Below are 17,088 nucleotides of genomic sequence, written 5' to 3'. Positions count from 1 at the left end.
AACTAGCTAAGCCTCTCTCTTTAATATCTAAGAGAGAGGCTTTTATTTATAAAACAGAGGCTAATTCTCCAACTAATACCTTAAATTTAACAATACATCCCGAATAGCCTGATCTTTCATCACGGTATCTCGATATTTTTGTGTTATTTCAGTTAAAGCAACATCATGATAGAAAAACTCGGTAAAGAACTTCACTAAGGGACGCGAGCATGTACGGATAGCTTGCCACTTACTCTCTTCTATTCCTGCAAAAAGTAATTCCTGTTCATCTACGATAAGGATACGGCTTCTCTCTAAACTTGCGTGCTGTACATCAGGAATTAACGTAGATACCGTAGGAATCGTAGTTAAGAATTCACCAATTACATGAATATTAACAGTAATACCCTCGGCATATTTTTGCTCTAAAATGGGGAGAAAAGAAGCCAAATCATCAGCCCATCCCGAAATAAAAACCGATTGCTTGGCTTGCTGTAGCAGATCCTTTAGCAAGGCTTGGATCGAATGATTATCTTTTAATGTCCATACCCTGTCATCTTTAGGTGCTTCTTTTTTTTGTGTGGTTCTTAATTTTTGAACATTCGTTTCAAAATTAGCTTTTAGTTTTTCAATGATAGACTCAATGGGAAGAGCCGTATATAACCGTTTTTTTTCGATTGTCGATTCAAGGATCATTCCCTTTTCAGACAAGCGATGAAGGACTTCGTATACTTTTGAACGCGGAACATTCGATCCCTTGACGATACCTGTTGCATCTAATGGCTGATCAACTGTTATAAGAGCTTGATAAACCTGACTTTCATATTGTGTAAAACCGAATTGTTGAAGCATAGTCTTTGACCCCTTACTTAACCATTTAGTAGGTAGTAGTACCATCATAGCACATTCTCTGGTTTATTTTGTATGATGAAATTTACTCTTGTTTTCTCTCTTTTAAAAAGTTACTATTGCAGTGGTAACTTTTTAAAAAGAAAGGTTGTTAGAATATGAATAAACGAGTTTATTTGCTAACAATTGTCTCTTTTGTTGTAGGGATGGTTGAATTGATTATAGGTGGTATTTTAGATTTAGTAGCCACTGATTTAGGGGTGAGTCTTGGTAAAGCAGGATTTTTGATTACAATGTTTTCACTTGTATTTGCCATTTCAGCTCCTATTCTATTAACATTAACCTCAGGAGTAGAACGAAAACGTTTAACCATGATTTCTTTATTAGTATTTCTTATCGGTAACGTAATAGCAGTCATCAGTCCAACCTATAGTATGTTGTTACTTGCACGTATCATATCGGCTGTAAGTGGTTCTCTGCTAGTTGTTTTATGTGTTACAATCGCATCAAGCATCGTGACTATACCATACCGGGCTCGTGCTATAGGAGTCGTATTTATGGGAATCAGTGCTTCTCTTGTGCTTGGTGTACCCATTGGATTAATGATAGGTAATGCTTTTGGTTGGCGAGCTCCTTTTATACTAATTTCTATATTGACCATATTTTCTTTAACTGGTGTGCATTTCTTCATGGATCGAATTGAACCGAAACCTTCCAGTCCAATTTGGAAGCAGTTAGGTACATTGAAAAATCGTAAAGTATTTTTTATTCAATTGACGTCGTTTTTGTTTTTAGCAGGTCATTTAACGTTATATGCGTATCTAACTCCATTTTTAAAAATGAAGCTAGGACTAGATGGGGATTGGGTAAGTATCGTATATGTCATTTTTGGTATTGCTGCCGTATTTGGCGGAGGTTTTGGTGGCTTTCTTGCTGATCGATTCGGTACAAAACGCACCATTCTATCTGTTATTTCTATCTTTGCTTTGACAATCTTTATGATTCCCTACACTACCTTCGCTTTACCGCTATTCTTAGTAGTGATGATTATCTGGAGTATGTTGAGTTGGGCAATCACCCCGGCATTACAAAGCTATTTAATTGAAGCTGCTCCAGAATCTTCTGATATACAACAAAGCTTAAACAATTCTGCTCTTCATTTTGGGATTGCTTTTGGCTCCTTTATTGGTGGAATCGTCATTGAGAGAGCATCCATTGATTGGAATGCTACTGTGGGTGGGCTAATCGTTATGTTAGCTTTGGGAACAGCTGTCTTCTCAATGGCTAAAGCTAATCGTGTCACAGTATCGTTATCTAGACAATAGAAGAAGAGGTAAACACAATGGAAACAGAATTGCTTGCCATTTTTGATGAGTCTCACAATCAGGTAGGTTCAGCTTCACGTGCAGAGGTTCATAGTCAGGTAGGCAAAGACGATTTTGTTCCTCATGAGAAGGCTTATTTTGAGAGTGTAATTCACTCCATAACACAATATCTTTCTGAAACAAAGGATTAAATACTAGTAGCAGATTTAAAATACCCCCTATATGATAAAAATAAAGACGAGCGAATGGCTCGTCTTTATTTCGTAGATAAAGCAGATCGTATGGTTTTTCTTTCATTGCTCGGATTTACACACCGATGATTTGAAGCTCTTTTGGATAGCTTGTTAAAATTTCTACTCCGGTATCTGTTACAAGTACGTCATCTTCAATACGTACGCCGCCAACCTCTGGCAAATAGATTCCAGGTTCAATTGTAAATGTCATACCACTTACCAATTTATCCTTGTTTGCCCCATGTACAGAAGGGTATTCGTGTACATCCATACCCATACCATGACCTAAGCGATGGGTAAAATACTCACCATACCCCTTATCTGCAATAACTTGACGCGCTACCTGGTCTAAATCAGCTAGTACAACACCTGGACGTGTAGCTTCAATCGCTGCTAGATTCGCTGCTAATACCGTTTGATACACTTCTTTTTGCTTGTCATTAATCTCTCCCACAGCAAATGTACGTGTAATATCAGAGATATAGCCGTCTTGTAGCACACCCATGTCAAACAATAGGAACTCCCCGTTAGCAATCTTACGGCTACCTGGCTTCCCGTGTGGTAGCGCTGAATTAGGACCGCTTAACACCATAGTAGAAAACGAAGGACCTTGAGAGCCTAATTTTTTCATCAGGAATTCAAGCTCTGCTACAATCTCGGCTTCCGTTACACCTACTTTTACTTTTGGTAGGCATTGCCGTAGAACTTCCTCGATTGTTTCACATGCTCGCTTAATCCGAGCCACTTCATCAACCGACTTTATTAAACGCATTTGGCGCAACGGCTCTTCCACATCTATATATGTAGGAACATCTAATTCTTTGACCATCGCTTCATATATAGAAACAGTCAAATGACTCTTCTCAACAGCCAATCTCTTGATATTCTGTGGTAGGGCCTGCTTTAAAATCTGATACGGATTATCCGTGTCTGTATGTGTCATAATTTTTTGTACGCTAGAAGCCGCTTCAGCTGCATTACGGTCTAACCCAGGTACGATTAATACCGGTTCTCCATCAGCGGGGATTACAAGCCCCATAAACCGTTCGTGCGGATCTGTAAAAAAACCTGTCAAATAATATACATGCATAGGAAGAGTAACGAGAATAGCTTCCGTTTGCTGTTCTTCCATGAAAGAACGAAGTTGAGTAAGACGTCTTTGATCCACTTTCCCCCACCATACCTTTCTTTAGCTAACTTTCCCTATCTTGAGGATACCATAGGAGATGTACTGATACATCCTCCTTGTACAAATTAGATCTTCCTGCTATCTCGTGATAGAGTCAACATATGAAAGGTATATTTATTCTCTCATATGGATATTGGTGTAAAAAAACAAGCTCCTACTCTAGATGATGAATAAATTCATCGTAAGGCAGGAGCTATATTCATTTCTAATTCTTCATCCGCGGATCTAATGCATCTCGCAATCCATCACCTATCAGATTAAATCCAAGAACGGTCAGAACAATGGACAGACCAGGAAAGACAACAGTCCAAGGTGCCTGCTGGATGTATTCACGGGAGTCAGCCAGCATTTTACCCCATTCTGGTTGCGGGGGTTGTGCTCCAAGTCCAAGGAATCCAAGCGCAGCCGCTTCCAAAATAGCGGTTGCGATACCCAAGGTCCCCGTCACAATAATTGGAGCTATGCTATTGGGTAATAGGTGTTGTGTAATAATCCGAGCATCCTTCATTCCAATAGCTTTAGCAGCCATAATAAATTCCTCTTCTTTTAAACTAAGTACCTTCGAGCGTACCAACCGTCCATAAGTAGGAACATTGATAATCGCAATAGCCATAAGTGCATTCTGTAGAGAAGGCCCTAGAATAGCAACGATCGCAATGGCTAACAAAATGCTAGGGAAGGCTAAAATGATATCAAATGTACGAGAGATAAGCATGTCAATCCATCTTCCATAGTAGCCAGCAATCAGTCCAAGCAGCGTTCCTATGATGATAGAGCCTACTACCGAGAATGTTCCTACCCATAAAGAGATTTGTGCTCCATATACTACACGAGTATATACGTCTCGACCATTGTAATCCGTTCCAAACCAATGCTCGGCAGAAGGCGGCATATTTCTCTCTTTTAAGGCACCTTCATCAAAAGGATACGTAGTGATAAGAGGGGCAAGAATTGCAATCAGAACAAAGAAGATGATGATCCCAAACCCTAACAAAGCCATCTTATTTTTCCGTAACGTTCGCCAGGCATCTCGCCAAGGAGACGTTGCTTTTTCAACTTGCTCTTTAGAAGGGACAACTTGAATCTCTGGGGTTACTTGTGCCACTGTTGAAAAACCTCCTTAGCGATATTTAATACGTGGATCAACATAGGCATAGAGTAAATCTACAATCAAGTTGATCAATACGAAAATGAAGGCAATCACAAGAATGCCGGATTGGATAACAGGATAGTCACGGTTACCGATCGCTGTATAAATGTAACGCCCAATCCCCGGCCATCCAAAAATAGTCTCCGTCAGAATTGCACCGCCTAAAAGCATTCCTAATTGTAAGCCAATCACTGTCAATATAGGAATCAGGGCATTTTTTAAAGCGTGCTTGTACACCACGAAAAACTGGGCCAAGCCTTTAGCTCGGGCGGTACGAATGTAATCAGAACGCATCACTTCCAGCATGCTTGAACGGGTAATTCGAGCAAAGATTGCCATTGGAATGGTTCCTAGTGCAATACCAGGTAAGATAAGGTGCAAAATCACATCCTTGAATTGGTCCCATCTCCCTGCCAATATCGTATCGAGCATATAGAAATGAGTAATGGCCTCAACAGCATCTCGTGGATTATCTCGCCCTACTGAAGGCAACCATTTCAATTCTTGTGCAAAAAACCATTGCTCCATTAAACCGAGCCAAAACACGGGCATAGAAACACCAATTAAAGCAATTAGCATGCACACATAGTCAAACCAAGAGTTTTGTTTCCAAGCAGATATAATTCCGGCATTAATCCCTACAATAAGAGCGAACAATAAGCTAATAATAGCTAACTCTGTAGTAGCAGATAGATAAGGAACGATCTCCTTGGCAATAGCTGCTTTGGTATGGAGTGATACACCTAAATTACCTGTAATCACATCTTTTAGATAGGAAAAATATTGAACGTACCATGGATGATTTAATCCCAATTGTTCACGTAGCTCTTCAACGGCACTCGGACTCGCCTTCTCTCCTAAAATCGTTAAGGCTGGGTCCCCGGGGATGGCGTGAATAATGGAAAACACGATAATGGACATGCCCAAAAACACAGGGATCAGCATGAGCAATCGTCGTATAGTGTAAGCTAGCAAATGCCATCTCCTCGCTTTCCTTGCTTATTTATTAACAGGTTGCAATGTATAAAGGATTGGTAAAGGAAAAGGGTAAGAGGAAAGCTCAGCTCCTACCCTTTTGAATATGAATGCTTATTCGATATCTACCTCTTCTAAACTTTCATTACCTTTTGGATGCGGGACATAGCCTTTAACGGTTGCTTTTGCTGCGATTGGAGGCGTCGAGTGCACCAACGGGATAAGAATAGCTTGATCAAAGATGATTTGTTGAACTTCGTTGTATATCTCAGTACGTTTTGCCACGTCTACTTCAGATTGTGCTTTCACAAGCAGGTCAGTAACTTTCTCATCCTTGTAGAAGGAACGGTTACTACCGCCTATGTTATTTTTATTAAAGTGGTTGTTTAAGAAGTTGTCAGGGTCGCCATTATCTCCCGTCCATCCAAGCAGATAAAGCTCCTGCTCCCCTTTTTTGGTTTTATCTAGATAAGTTGCCCAATCCATGGAAACGATCTCGGCATCAATACCAATTTTCTTAAAGTCCTGTTGTATTGCTTCTGCCATTTTTTGTCCATTAATAATGTATGGACGAGGTACTGGCATCGCCCAGAATTTCACTTTGAAACCATTTGGATAACCTGCTTCTGTCAATAATTGCTTCGCTTTTTCTAGGTTATATTCACGATCCTTAATCTGATCGTTATGGCTCCAAATAGAAGGTGGCAATGGATTGGTAGCAGGCTGGGCGAAACCGCTGTAGAAGGCTTCAATCATTCCTTGTTTATCTACGGCATGCCCCATTGCTTGGCGCACTTTCACGTTATCCAACGGTTTTTTCTCAATGTTAAAACCTAACCACCCAGCATTCATAGAAGGACGTACAAATAACTGTAGGTCTTTATTTTCTTTCACAGATTTGGCATCATCAGGATTTAAACCATCCATAATATCTATCTCACCGGATGTAAGCGCTGTTAAACGAGCAGAGTTATCTGGAATCACTTTAAAAATAACCTTGTCTAGCTTGGGAAGACCTTTTTGCCAATAATCTGTATTTTTTGAAATAGTAATACTATCATTGCGGTTCCATTTTTCGAATTTGAATGGGCCAGTTCCAACAGGCTTCTCATTAAATTCCTTCATCCCCTTCTTCACAGCATCTGGTGAAGCGATAGCAAACGGGAACATGCCTAAATTCTGCATGAGAGGTGCTAGAGGGCGATTTAATGTAAGGACCACAGTGTACTCATCTTTCACATCTACAGACGCGATGACATGATCCTTGTCACCCTTATAGCCGCCGAACATGTCATTGTAATATTCATAGCCTTCTTTATCGTGGTACGGATTGTTTTTATCCATCCAACGCTCAAAGTTAAATTTAACAGCTTCTGCATTAAAAGGTGTACCATCGTGGAATGTAACACCTTTTCGCAAATGGAAAGTATATTCCTTACCATCTGGTGTAATGTCCCACTTTTCAGCAAGTCCTGGTATTACTTCCGTATTTTCTTTTTTGTATTTCACTAATGTTTCCATAATGTTCTCTGTAACACGTGCTGACTCTCCATCGGTAATTGTGATGGGATCAAGGCCTACAGAATCTCCACCCCGACCTACAATTAAGGTTTTTCCACCTTTTTTATCTTCTTTTTTTGTTTCTGCTGTCTTCGTTTCACCCTGTTTAGCGGCGTCATTTGTATTACCGCCACACCCGGTTAATGCTACAGAAAAAGCCATTATTCCTGAAAGAGCTGCTACCAGCTTCCTTTTCTTCATATTTTAATCCCCCTTGTTTTCTATATTCATGAAAAGAAAGCAACATATAGGAACTGCTTCCTTCTTCATGCATTCATAACGTTTTCAGCTTGTAACAAATCAATTTGAAAAAGTGGTTTTGTCAAAACAGTACGTTCTTTTTATAAAAATATGCTCAATTATTTTCATAAAATTTAGAATATTAACTATATAAGTGACAAGCTACCAGATGATCTTCCCTTAATTTGAGCATCTCAGGACGTTTTTCCCTGCACACGTCCATCACATGTGGACATCGTGTATGAAATGTACAACCAGACGGTGGATTAGCTGGACTTGGTAAATCACCTTGCAAAATAATCCTTTCCTGCTTTTTATCAGGATCTGCTACAGGAACCGCTGATAACAATGCCTTTGTATACGGGTGATGTGGATTAGCGTATAGCTCATCTTTATCCGCAATCTCCGCAATGCGGCCCAAATACATTACACCTACACGATCACTGATATGCCGAACAACACTCAGATCATGAGCAATGAACAGGTACGTCAGGTTATATTCTTTTTGTAAATCCTGCATGAGATTAAGCACTTGTGATTGAACAGATACATCCAAGGCTGATACTGGCTCATCAGCCACAATTAATTTGGGATTTAAAATCAGGGCACGAGCAATTCCGATTCGCTGACGCTGTCCTCCACTAAATTGATGGGGATAACGTCCAGCATGATAAGTCGATAAACCAACTACCTCTAGTAATTCATGAACACGCTTACTTCGTTCTTTTAAGGAATTGACACCATGGACAATCAAAGGTTCTTCTAAAATTTTTCCAACTGTATGTCGTGGATTTAGAGACGCAAACGGATCCTGAAAGATAATTTGCATATCCTTTCGAATCTCCCGTACTTCCTCCCTTTTCATCCTGGCGACATCTTTTCCTTCAAACAACACTTCACCACTTGTTGGTTCTATTAATCGGAGAATAGATCTACCTGTTGTAGACTTTCCACAACCGCTCTCTCCTACCAATCCTAGGGTTTCGCCTCTCTTAACATGAAAAGAAACATCATCAACTGCTTTTACAGCACCGATCTCCTTGGCAAAAACTCCACCCGTGATCGGGTAATATTTTTTCAAACGATTAACTACTAATAAATCCTCCACCAATCTGCACCCCCTTCAGCTGTTATTATTCATGTTGAAAACAACGCGCTCGATGTCCTGTCCCCACTTCCAGCAGCTCTGGCATCGCTATCCGACATTTGTCCATTACATGCTCACAACGCGGTGCAAACCGGCAGCCTTCTTTAATAGTGCCTGGGAGTGGAACATTACCTGGAATAGAGTAAAGGCGCTCCTTCTTTTCTTCTAAATGTGGGATGGATTGAAGTAAGCCTTGCGTATATGGGTGTTTCGGATTTTTCAGAATATTTCTGACATTTCCTTCTTCCACCACATTTCCGCTATACATAACAACCACTCTGTGGCACATTTCTGCCACCACACCAAGGTCATGGGTGATCAACATGATTGCGGTCCCCATATCCTCATTTAGACTGCGCATCAAGTCAAGTATCTGGGCCTGAATGGTAACATCAAGAGCGGTAGTAGGCTCGTCTGCAATCAATAGCTGCGGACTACAGGCCATCGCCATCGCAATCATGACCCGCTGACGCATACCGCCAGATAATTGATGCGGATACTCATGAATAATTTCCTCTGCACGGGGAATTCCCACACATTTTAGCATATCGATGGCACGCTTTGTTGCTTCTTTTTTAGAAACCCTTTTGTGTAGGATGACTGCTTCTCTAATCTGGTCCCCAATTTTGTAAACAGGGTTCAGAGAGGTCATTGGCTCCTGAAAAATCATGGCGATTTCATTTCCACGAATCTCTCGCATTCGTTTTTCACTAGCAGTTAAAAGATTCTCACCCTTAAACAAAATGTTACCGCCCACAATTTTTCCTGGAGGATTAGGTACTAATCGCATGACGGAAAGTGATGTAACGCTCTTGCCACAGCCTGACTCGCCCACAATACCTAACACTTCACCTTGGTTGATAGATAAAGTAATTCGATCAACGGCCGGAACTCGTCCACGATCCGTAAAAAAATGGGTCTCTAGATTCTCAATGTGTAAAATCTTTTGCGTCAAAGTGACCGTACCTCTCTATACCATTGTTCTTATGGGTTATTTTTTGATAACTTAGATAATTATTGCATTTATTTATAAAACTAGCAATATCAAAATAATATAGTATGAACAAAAATTAATTTTGTATAATTAAACCAGTTATTTTTTTCCTAAAAAACTTGTTTTCTAGCTAAAAAGGCAACTTGCGAGCACATCAGCACAAATTGCCTTTCCAGTCAATCCTATTGGCTCCCCACTAGTTTCATCTCTTCGCATTATGGTTCAAAAAATCCAGAAATCCAACTTACAGTAGCTTCTGTCCCCTTTTTTACCCACTTTCCTACTGATTCTCCTGCTTCACTTACATAATTAACGACTCGCTTCGGTTCCGTTCGCACTTGTTTACCCATAACCGCTATCTCTACTTGATTGTTATCAACTTTAGTAATAGCAAACGTCTGGGATTGTTCTCGTAAGCTTCCATCCACTTTATTTATGCCCCGTTCAGCGGTTTGCATGCCGAGCACAATGCCAATTAACAGAAGAATAACCATACCTACAAATCGTATCGTATGCGCCATTCAAAGTCTCACTCCTTACTCTTACTACTTTTTGGCGTTTGCTCCTTGTTCACTCTCTCTGCTTTTTGGTAATATTCCGCAAAAACATCAGCAAATGCTTCTGCTGTATTGTAAGATTCCTCAAGCGTGTTGTTGATTCCGCCAACCTCTAGTAATAGACTACCCGGAGAGATAGACTGGTTATACTCGGCATTTCCCTCATGTGCACCTTTTGCGATTACACCACGAGATAATCCTGGGTATTTTTTCTCTACCAAAGCGTTTAATTCTTTAGCCATGCGTTCATTTTGCATGAAATTACGATTACGTGTTCCGATGACAAATAGGATTCGAGCGTACGTTTTTCCGTTTATCGTTATTGCCGTTTTGCTACGTGACACATTCCCATCCCTATGGATATCAAAATAATACTCCAAGGCAGGATATTGTTTAGCAGCAGCTTTCACAGCTTTAAATGACTCAGCATATGCCATCGGATATGTCTTTTTCTGATCGATCAACTGTTGAATAAAATCATTCTCACTTACAATGTTATTTACCCCTTTTTCTTGCAGTAACTTTCCAAATCGTTTGCCAACTAACTGAATATTTTTTGTTGGATGGTCAACTGACGTTCCTACGGTAGGTGCGACATGCGTCCATGATTCTCGATTATGTGTATTGTAAATAAAAACACGTTTTTCTCCAGTTATACTAGGTGGACTTGGCGTTTTCGTTTCATCCTTTTCGATTTGTCCTGGCTGTACTGCGTCTCTTGATTTCGTACCTTCTTCTCTATTCACATCCTGAACAACTGCATTCGGTGCCGCAGATTCCACGTACAAATCCACTAGCTCTAGTCCTTGACCTGGCACAATAATGCGTGCATCATCATAAGTAAGCAATCCTGGCAACTCTCTGCCTAACAGACTGCGTAAATCTCCGGGATAAATACCAGTAATAAGTTGAAAGAAGAAGCTTTGCATCGTGGAGCTCTCAGGTTCTCCCTGCGCCTGAACGGTACGATGCAAGCTAGGGATTTCCATGCCCATCGCATCTAGAAACGTAATGCTTGATACGTTGGAAGCGGCTCGTTGAATACTACTAGAGTACAGAAAATTCTGGTGATTGGAGCTTACAAGCAAAAGACTCACAAGCACAAATAACAGAGCTGTACCGGCAGAGAGCGCAAAAAAATAGCGTTGTAAAAGGGTGACCATTTCATTTCTCCTCCTCTGACGTTTCTCTGCATATGCTTTATAGTATGCATGTCATAGAGTAGATAGAACGATCACCCTAGTAAAATAACGTTTAATTTGTGAAGCTTTTTTATTAGTTGTTATTATATGGAAGCAACCTGCTTTTTTTAATGTGTATAGGCACTCACATTATCCTCTGAAACTGCTCTATGCAACGCTTGATTAAGTCCTGTTGCTACTATATTAGAAATCCCTTCCATAAAATCATCTATTTCCTTAGGTGTTACAACTAATTCTTGCCCAAGTGGCCGCAGTACCTCATGAATTAACTGTCGTTTCTCATCCTCAGATAGCTGCCCAACTAATCCCATGAAGGTTCCCCTTTTTTCCATATCAGGCAAGTCTTCCTCCGTATAAGGTTCCTTACGCTCCGGCATTTCCGAGGCAGTGAGTCGATTGAATGCACGATTTTGCTCTTGCATCGATTGATTAAAATGGCCTAATAAATAGGTAATCGCGTCATTTACGATGGTGGAAGCAAATACCACCGTTGGAACTCCAATAGAGATGACGGGAACCCCTAATGTGTCTTGGTCAATGGATTTACGCTTATTTCCTACACCCGATCCTGGATGAATTCCCGTATCCGCAATCTGAATGGTTGTATTGACACGATGTAGAGCACGGGAAGCAAGGGCATCAATCGCAATCACAAAATCTGGCTTGCTCTTCTCTACCACGCCAAAAACAATCTCACTAGTCTCAATACCCGTAATACCTAATACACCAGGAGACAACGCGCTAACTTCACGATATCCCTCTTGAACTGATTCTGGTGCTAGTTCAAACAAATGGCGAGTCACCAATAAATTTTCAACAACCTGCGGGCCTAGTGCATCAGGCGTTACATTCCAATTTCCAAGACCAATGACTAACGCCTTCTTCTCCTCTGTTAATCCGAGTTCATGTAGAAATCTAGCAAACTCTCGGGCAAATCGCTTGGTCACTCCCCCCTCCAGCTCGGAGTCATTATCTCTTAGTTTTGGCACCTCAATCGTCACGTAATTCCCCGGTAGCTTACCGATTTGTTTACCTGCATCTTCATTCTCAACCTGTACTCTTGTCACGGTAATACCAGGCTCAGAACTATCTGTTGATAGGAAAACCCCCGGAATATCACTTTGATTCTGCTCACGAGCTATCTCATGTGCTTCTACTGCCAAATCAGTCCGGATTGCATACTTTGATAAATCAATGTTATGTACATTCATTTTATTCGCCTCCAAGTAGGGAAAAGTAACCGTACAATAAGCTAATTTGGCTCATTTTTAAGTCCTTCTTGTTAAGAACCAGATTATCGTGAGTTCTCTTCTTATTTCTTAGTACTAGGTTGCTTGCTTCTGTCATTTTTATTCGCAAAATCATTCCTTGCAAATGCACCAAACGCATGCTAGAATACTATTTGTTGCATTTCTTTTGCTATGGTCTTTTCTATTGTTTTAAGGAGGTGAAAGTATGCCAAACATTAAATCCGCTATCAAACGTACAAAGACGATTGAAAAACGCCGTGCTCAACGCGCTTCTCAAAAATCTGATCTTCGTACAACAATCAAGAACTTTGAAAAAGCAGTTCTTGCTACTGACGTGGAATTAGCTAAAACAACCCTTCTTGCAGCTGTTAAGAAAATTGACAAGGCTGCTACGAAAGGTCTTATTCATAAAAACGCAGCTAATCGTCAAAAATCTCGCCTGATGAAAAAACTTAACGTTCTTACTGCTCCTGTAGCATAATTTCGTTTTGACAGGCCAAAAAACCCCGCAACCTTTGGTTTGCAGGGTTTTTTTATTTAGTGGGAAAACACCTTCTAAGTAAGATCCCTCATATCTCGTTCAGTTGGTGGGCGAACCACGTCTACACAACACTCCTCACAAGCTCCATAGCTTAGATAGTTTTGTTGTGCCTGCCTCAATGACAAATCCCCATTAGCACATCCTACTTCATCTGGTCGTTCCCAGCAATTTGGATCGTCTTGCCAAAAGCAAATTTCACAAATATCATGAAGTTCACTCTTCAATGTGATATATCCACAGCATGGACATGTTTTTTTCATTTCCATTTTCCCCCGCACATCACTTGTAAACTCTACTTTGTCTTATTGGAATTCTATCATAAAAAAAAGCCCTACATCGAGTATACGCACTCTGTAGAGCCCTCTTGATTTAATTTCAATAACACTACTGACACTGTCAGCCATTTCCTACATACTAATAGCCGAGTCCTCGTCGTGGTTGTAAAAGCCCTGTCTACTCTTTATCGCTGCAACTCTTGCCCTACCTTCGTTATAAATACCTCCAGAGCTAATCTCTTATCAGTCTGTCCTGATTTCATCCGGTAATCTTCTTCTGCAAGAATCCCTAGCAATCGCCGTAAACTAGCTTCTGAAAAATGCCTCGATTGCTCCATCGCCTTTTTAATCGCATAAGGATGCATCTTTAGCATACCAGCTAGTTGCTGCTGCGTATAACCTAGTGGAGAACGGGTCTTAACATGATATATTAGTCTAAACTGTCTTGCTAATAACGCCATCAATTTAATCGGCTCTTCTCCCATCTTCAAGCAATCATATAGAGTACGAAACGCATCTGCTACCCTACCAGTAACAACAGCTTCAACGAGAAAAAAGACATCCTGCTCTAACGTCCGCGAGGCCAACAATTCAATTGTTCCACGGGTGATTTCTCCCGTTTGATTGTCAGTCGTCTTCACATAGAGCGCCATTTTTTCGATCTCTTTAACTAATAGCCGTAATTCTGAACCAACACGCTCTGCCAACAACATAGCATTCTCTCGTTCAATCTGTGCACCAAATCGTTGGGCAGTCCGTTCAATCCACCCATATAAATCGGCGTCTTGTAACGTTTGAAATCCAAGAACAACTGCGCGTTGTTGCAATTGCTTGGTTAATTTTTTTCGTTCATCCAGCTTATCTGCCTGTACGTCCAACACTAGTGAACTACTTGGTGTCGGGTCCTTTAAGTAATCTAGGAGGCCGTCTGTGTTATGTTCTACTTTACTTGGTGGTTTTGCCCCAGTTAAAAAATATGCATTACTGGCAATAACCAGACGATAGTCAGACAAAAAAGGCAATGTATTTGCTTCTAGTAATATATCTTCAAAAGGTGTTTGAGCACAGTCGTACATTCCTATATTTAAGTCAGCGTATGTCGGGTCAATCATCTCTTTACGAAGCAAGGCCATAAATTCCTCTTTTAGATAAGTCTCCGGCCCATACAGTACATATACCGGAGCAAATCGCTTCTGCTTAATCTCCCGCATCGCCGTGCGTAACGGCATTCCGATCTCCCCTTTGTTACTCGCAAGTCCCTGGATTTTTTCAGTTCCCTTATTATAACACGCTTAGGCTTGCACGCAAAAAAACCACGACCTTCTCAGTCATGGTTTAACCAAGCAACATTCGCTTTTATGTAAACGCTAGAGAGAAAACCCCGGATGTTTTCTCTCTACACGGGAAGCAGGGGGTGCTTGATACTTTATCTTACGCAAAACGCACTTTTTGGTGTCAGTCTTATGCAAAATTTGGCGTTCGTCCTATCTTTGCATGATGACTGAATCTAAGAAAAGGGAAGGAAGACTACGCTATCCCCAAGCTTCGAAATGCTTATCGTTCCATAAATGAGAAACATCCTATTTGTTAATACAACTGAGGTTTCTTTTTTTAGCCCGTTTTCTTTCACCCAATGGCCCCTGAATGCAAGAATATACTCTGCTGTCTTTGCAAGCATTCTTGAATCGGTGCCTTCTGTTTTCCAGTATCTGATGGATATTGATCGCCAATCATTATTTATGCCAATTCCATCCATTTTGTAGATTGGTCCACTCTTCTAGGTGCTTTTCTGCATCTTTTTGTTGCTTTTCCTGCTGCTTCTCCCATTCTTTCATTTGTTTTTCCCATTCTTTTTGTAGCTCTTTTTGCTTCTTCTCTAATTCTTTCTGCTGTTTTTCCCATTCTTTTTGCTTATCTTTAGCTTGCTGCTCCGCTTTTTGCTTTTTTTCTTCTTCTCGTTGTTTCTGTTCCTTCAGCGCCCGCTCAATGGCATTTTGAATAACCTTTTCTAACTCTTTCTGATTTTTAACATTTTGTAAATCAGGATGCTCCTGCAAAAATTCTCGCACTTCCTTAGACGCTTCTTCCCACGCTTGAACCTTACCTTCTTGATCAAGCTTATTATAATTGTCCACCTGATCAGGAATCAAAGAGAATAGTGCATCTTCTGATAACGACTGCTCATGAGCAGATGCTTTGCCAGAAGTCGAAGCGTGGTTATCTTTTATTGTAGGAGCAATAGCCATCTCATGCTGTGTTTGGTTTCCATCCGTTTGGTTACCACCCTTCAGATGACCATCCTTCTGAGCCATTGCTATACTATTTTCGGCATCAGACTTATTATCGTTAGGCCTGTTCTGTTGGTGTTCCTGCTTGTTCTCCTCCAGCTTTTGATTTCCTTTTAACTCACTAGAGGTATCATCTGGTGTACTAACCGGAATCTCTTTTGAAGCATCCTGTGAATTTTGTCCCTTCTCGTTTACAGCTGTGTTTTTATCAGAAGTAGTAGATTTAGGTTTTTCTGTTTTTGGTACATCCTTCGTGATCAAGTCACCCGATGATTTTTTTGATACTTCCTCTTGTACATGACCAGAAGCCCCATTCGTAAGAACAATTGTTTCATTTTTGTCCTTATTGGCCATAACAAAAATTCCTAGCAACAAACAAGCTGCCGCAACTCCGCTCCCTACCTTGGCCATCCACAATGGCAAACGGCGGTTTTTAGCTGCTGATTTGTCTTGTTTCTGTTTTAACTCTAGACGAGGTGGTGCTGTCTGTGTAACAGCCACTGGTTCAGGGGTTACTCGGGACTGCTCCAATTGAGGTAAGAGCGCATCAACAATACTAAACGGTGGTGTAACTCTTGGCAGGTTTGCCAATCCATCAGAAACTTTTTGTAAACGTTCGTACTGGAGCATATACTCTGGGTTCTCAGCTAACTTAGCTTGTAACATTCGTTTTTCTTCCACAGACAAATCATCGTCCAAATCTCTTTGCATCCAATCATGGATGTCATCCTGCGTCATCCTCTTATCCCCCCCTTCTCATATTCCTGCAGCAGTGTCTGCAATTGATGTCTAGCCCTAAACAGATAAGATTTCACCGTGTTGAGCGGTACGTCCAAAGTATCAGCAATTTCTTGATAGGAAAAATCTTGCAAATAGCGAAGCACAACAACTACTCGATAATGCTCCGGTAATTTGGCAATTGCTCGATGAACATCCTCTGACATGCTATGTAACAAAATCGTATCTTCAACATTTTGTTTGTCTTGTAGCGTCAGTTCATATTCATCGATGGATAAGGTCTCCTTTTTTGCCCGAAAGCGATCCATACAAATGTTGCTGACAATACGTTGAACCCATGTGGTAAATTTGGCTTTTTCCTGAAAGGTGCCAATTTTTCTAAAGACGCGTAATAAAGCTTCCTGGGCTACATCCATTGCATCGTGTTCGTTACCCGTAATATAGAAAGCGCTCCGATACACAGTGTTCTCAATGGAGCGAAGCAGTTCCACCAAAGCTTCTTGATCTCCTGCCTGCGCCTTTTTGATCAGGTCAGCTTCAATCATTAGCGCTCTCTCCTTCCTTTCAGACGTAGGCAACTTCATGAAAGTTGCAAA

Annotated in this window: 17 protein-coding genes; 3 read left to right on the top strand and 14 right to left on the bottom strand. The window is 40.8% G+C overall.

What is annotated here, in order from left to right:
* Positions 1–72: 72 nt before the first annotated feature.
* Positions 73–831, bottom strand: coding sequence for a TrmB family transcriptional regulator (locus ACQV1I_RS07595; protein WP_116333230.1), 759 nt, complete (start codon positions 829–831; stop codon positions 73–75).
* A 155-nt stretch (positions 832–986) separates the two neighbouring features.
* On the opposite strand from ACQV1I_RS07595, the gene ACQV1I_RS07590 reads away from it, so the two are divergent.
* The gene (locus ACQV1I_RS07590; RefSeq protein WP_094700308.1) at positions 987–2,153 is read left to right on the top strand and encodes an MFS transporter; all 1,167 of its coding nucleotides are present in this window, start codon (positions 987–989) and stop codon (positions 2,151–2,153) included.
* Between the two features lie 17 nt (positions 2,154–2,170).
* On the top strand, positions 2,171–2,344 hold the full coding sequence (locus tag ACQV1I_RS07585; RefSeq protein WP_176452387.1) for a hypothetical protein: 174 nt from the start codon (positions 2,171–2,173) through the stop codon (positions 2,342–2,344).
* Positions 2,345–2,459: 115 nt separating this feature from the next.
* On the opposite strand, the gene ACQV1I_RS07580 is transcribed toward ACQV1I_RS07585, so the two are convergent.
* The 9 genes from ACQV1I_RS07580 to gpr all read right to left on the bottom strand — a co-directional run bounded on the left by ACQV1I_RS07580 (position 2,460) and on the right by gpr (position 12,611).
* Positions 2,460–3,554, bottom strand: a complete 1,095-nt coding sequence (locus ACQV1I_RS07580) for a M24 family metallopeptidase (protein ID WP_116333229.1) — start codon at positions 3,552–3,554, stop codon at positions 2,460–2,462.
* A 226-nt stretch (positions 3,555–3,780) separates the two neighbouring features.
* A complete protein-coding gene (locus ACQV1I_RS07575; RefSeq protein WP_116333228.1) occupies positions 3,781–4,680 on the bottom strand; it encodes an ABC transporter permease in 900 nt (299 codons plus the stop codon).
* A gap of 15 nt (positions 4,681–4,695) precedes the next feature.
* The gene (locus ACQV1I_RS07570; RefSeq protein WP_094700305.1) at positions 4,696–5,700 is read right to left on the bottom strand and encodes an ABC transporter permease; all 1,005 of its coding nucleotides are present in this window, start codon (positions 5,698–5,700) and stop codon (positions 4,696–4,698) included.
* A gap of 114 nt (positions 5,701–5,814) precedes the next feature.
* Positions 5,815–7,461: an ABC transporter substrate-binding protein gene (locus ACQV1I_RS07565; protein ID WP_116333227.1), complete on the bottom strand. Its 1,647-nt coding sequence runs from the start codon at positions 7,459–7,461 to the stop codon at positions 5,815–5,817.
* A gap of 181 nt (positions 7,462–7,642) precedes the next feature.
* Entirely contained in the window at positions 7,643–8,611 is a 969-nt protein-coding gene (locus tag ACQV1I_RS07560; protein ID WP_176452386.1) for an ABC transporter ATP-binding protein, read from the bottom strand.
* A gap of 22 nt (positions 8,612–8,633) precedes the next feature.
* Positions 8,634–9,602 carry an ABC transporter ATP-binding protein gene (locus ACQV1I_RS07555; protein WP_094700302.1) on the bottom strand — a complete coding sequence of 323 codons (969 nt, stop codon included), beginning with the start codon at positions 9,600–9,602 and terminating at the stop codon, positions 8,634–8,636.
* Positions 9,603–9,856: 254 nt separating this feature from the next.
* Complete coding sequence (locus ACQV1I_RS07550; RefSeq protein WP_094700301.1) at positions 9,857–10,162, bottom strand: DUF3679 domain-containing protein; 306 nt, start codon at positions 10,160–10,162, stop codon at positions 9,857–9,859.
* Positions 10,163–10,170: 8 nt separating this feature from the next.
* Positions 10,171–11,361, bottom strand: a complete 1,191-nt coding sequence (gene spoIIP, locus ACQV1I_RS07545; protein WP_094700300.1) for a stage II sporulation protein P — start codon at positions 11,359–11,361, stop codon at positions 10,171–10,173.
* A gap of 146 nt (positions 11,362–11,507) precedes the next feature.
* Complete coding sequence (gpr, locus tag ACQV1I_RS07540) at positions 11,508–12,611, bottom strand: GPR endopeptidase (protein WP_116333226.1); 1,104 nt, start codon at positions 12,609–12,611, stop codon at positions 11,508–11,510.
* A 244-nt stretch (positions 12,612–12,855) separates the two neighbouring features.
* Here gpr and rpsT point away from each other — a divergent pair, with 244 nt between their 5' ends.
* A complete protein-coding gene (gene rpsT / locus ACQV1I_RS07535; RefSeq protein ID WP_094700299.1) occupies positions 12,856–13,131 on the top strand; it encodes a 30S ribosomal protein S20 in 276 nt (91 codons plus the stop codon).
* A 74-nt stretch (positions 13,132–13,205) separates the two neighbouring features.
* Here the strand turns inward: rpsT and ACQV1I_RS07530 are convergent, their stop codons facing one another.
* From ACQV1I_RS07530 to ACQV1I_RS07515, 4 genes are all read right to left on the bottom strand, one after another.
* Positions 13,206–13,451: a CPCC family cysteine-rich protein gene (locus ACQV1I_RS07530; RefSeq protein ID WP_116333225.1), complete on the bottom strand. Its 246-nt coding sequence runs from the start codon at positions 13,449–13,451 to the stop codon at positions 13,206–13,208.
* A 200-nt stretch (positions 13,452–13,651) separates the two neighbouring features.
* On the bottom strand, positions 13,652–14,695 hold the full coding sequence (holA, locus tag ACQV1I_RS07525; protein ID WP_116333224.1) for a DNA polymerase III subunit delta: 1,044 nt from the start codon (positions 14,693–14,695) through the stop codon (positions 13,652–13,654).
* 504 nt (positions 14,696–15,199) lie between these two features.
* Positions 15,200–16,492, bottom strand: a complete 1,293-nt coding sequence (locus ACQV1I_RS07520; RefSeq protein WP_116333223.1) for a hypothetical protein — start codon at positions 16,490–16,492, stop codon at positions 15,200–15,202.
* Positions 16,489–17,037 (bottom strand): RNA polymerase sigma factor, encoded by a 549-nt coding sequence (locus tag ACQV1I_RS07515; protein ID WP_003338255.1) that lies wholly within the window; start codon positions 17,035–17,037, stop codon positions 16,489–16,491. Before ACQV1I_RS07515 ends, ACQV1I_RS07520 begins: the two co-directional genes overlap by 4 nt.
* Between the last annotated feature and the right edge of the window lie 51 nt (positions 17,038–17,088).

Origin of the sequence: Brevibacillus sp. JB24b, assembly GCF_051713385.1 — a bacterium.
GTDB lineage: Bacteria > Bacillota > Bacilli > Brevibacillales > Brevibacillaceae > Brevibacillus_B > Brevibacillus_B laterosporus.
This window is presented reverse-complemented; position numbering and strand designations above follow the sequence as displayed.

What these genes read in the sequence shown, in the direction of transcription:
- ACQV1I_RS07530 (WP_116333225.1), bottom strand. Translation starts at nt 13,451, where the DNA reads ATGAAAAAAACATGTCCATGCTGTGGATATATCACATTGAAGAGTGAA.
- ACQV1I_RS07565 (WP_116333227.1), bottom strand. Translation starts at nt 7,461, where the DNA reads ATGAAGAAAAGGAAGCTGGTAGCAGCTCTTTCAGGAATAATGGCTTTT.
- ACQV1I_RS07595 (WP_116333230.1), bottom strand. Translation starts at nt 831, where the DNA reads ATGCTTCAACAATTCGGTTTTACACAATATGAAAGTCAGGTTTATCAA.
- ACQV1I_RS07550 (WP_094700301.1), bottom strand. Translation starts at nt 10,162, where the DNA reads ATGGCGCATACGATACGATTTGTAGGTATGGTTATTCTTCTGTTAATT.
- rpsT (WP_094700299.1), top strand. Translation starts at nt 12,856, where the DNA reads ATGCCAAACATTAAATCCGCTATCAAACGTACAAAGACGATTGAAAAA.
- ACQV1I_RS07590 (WP_094700308.1), top strand. Translation starts at nt 987, where the DNA reads ATGAATAAACGAGTTTATTTGCTAACAATTGTCTCTTTTGTTGTAGGG.
- ACQV1I_RS07515 (WP_003338255.1), bottom strand. Translation starts at nt 17,037, where the DNA reads ATGATTGAAGCTGACCTGATCAAAAAGGCGCAGGCAGGAGATCAAGAA.
- gpr (WP_116333226.1), bottom strand. Translation starts at nt 12,611, where the DNA reads ATGAATGTACATAACATTGATTTATCAAAGTATGCAATCCGGACTGAT.
- ACQV1I_RS07585 (WP_176452387.1), top strand. Translation starts at nt 2,171, where the DNA reads ATGGAAACAGAATTGCTTGCCATTTTTGATGAGTCTCACAATCAGGTA.
- holA (WP_116333224.1), bottom strand. Translation starts at nt 14,695, where the DNA reads ATGCCGTTACGCACGGCGATGCGGGAGATTAAGCAGAAGCGATTTGCT.
- spoIIP (WP_094700300.1), bottom strand. Translation starts at nt 11,361, where the DNA reads ATGGTCACCCTTTTACAACGCTATTTTTTTGCGCTCTCTGCCGGTACA.
- ACQV1I_RS07520 (WP_116333223.1), bottom strand. Translation starts at nt 16,492, where the DNA reads ATGACGCAGGATGACATCCATGATTGGATGCAAAGAGATTTGGACGAT.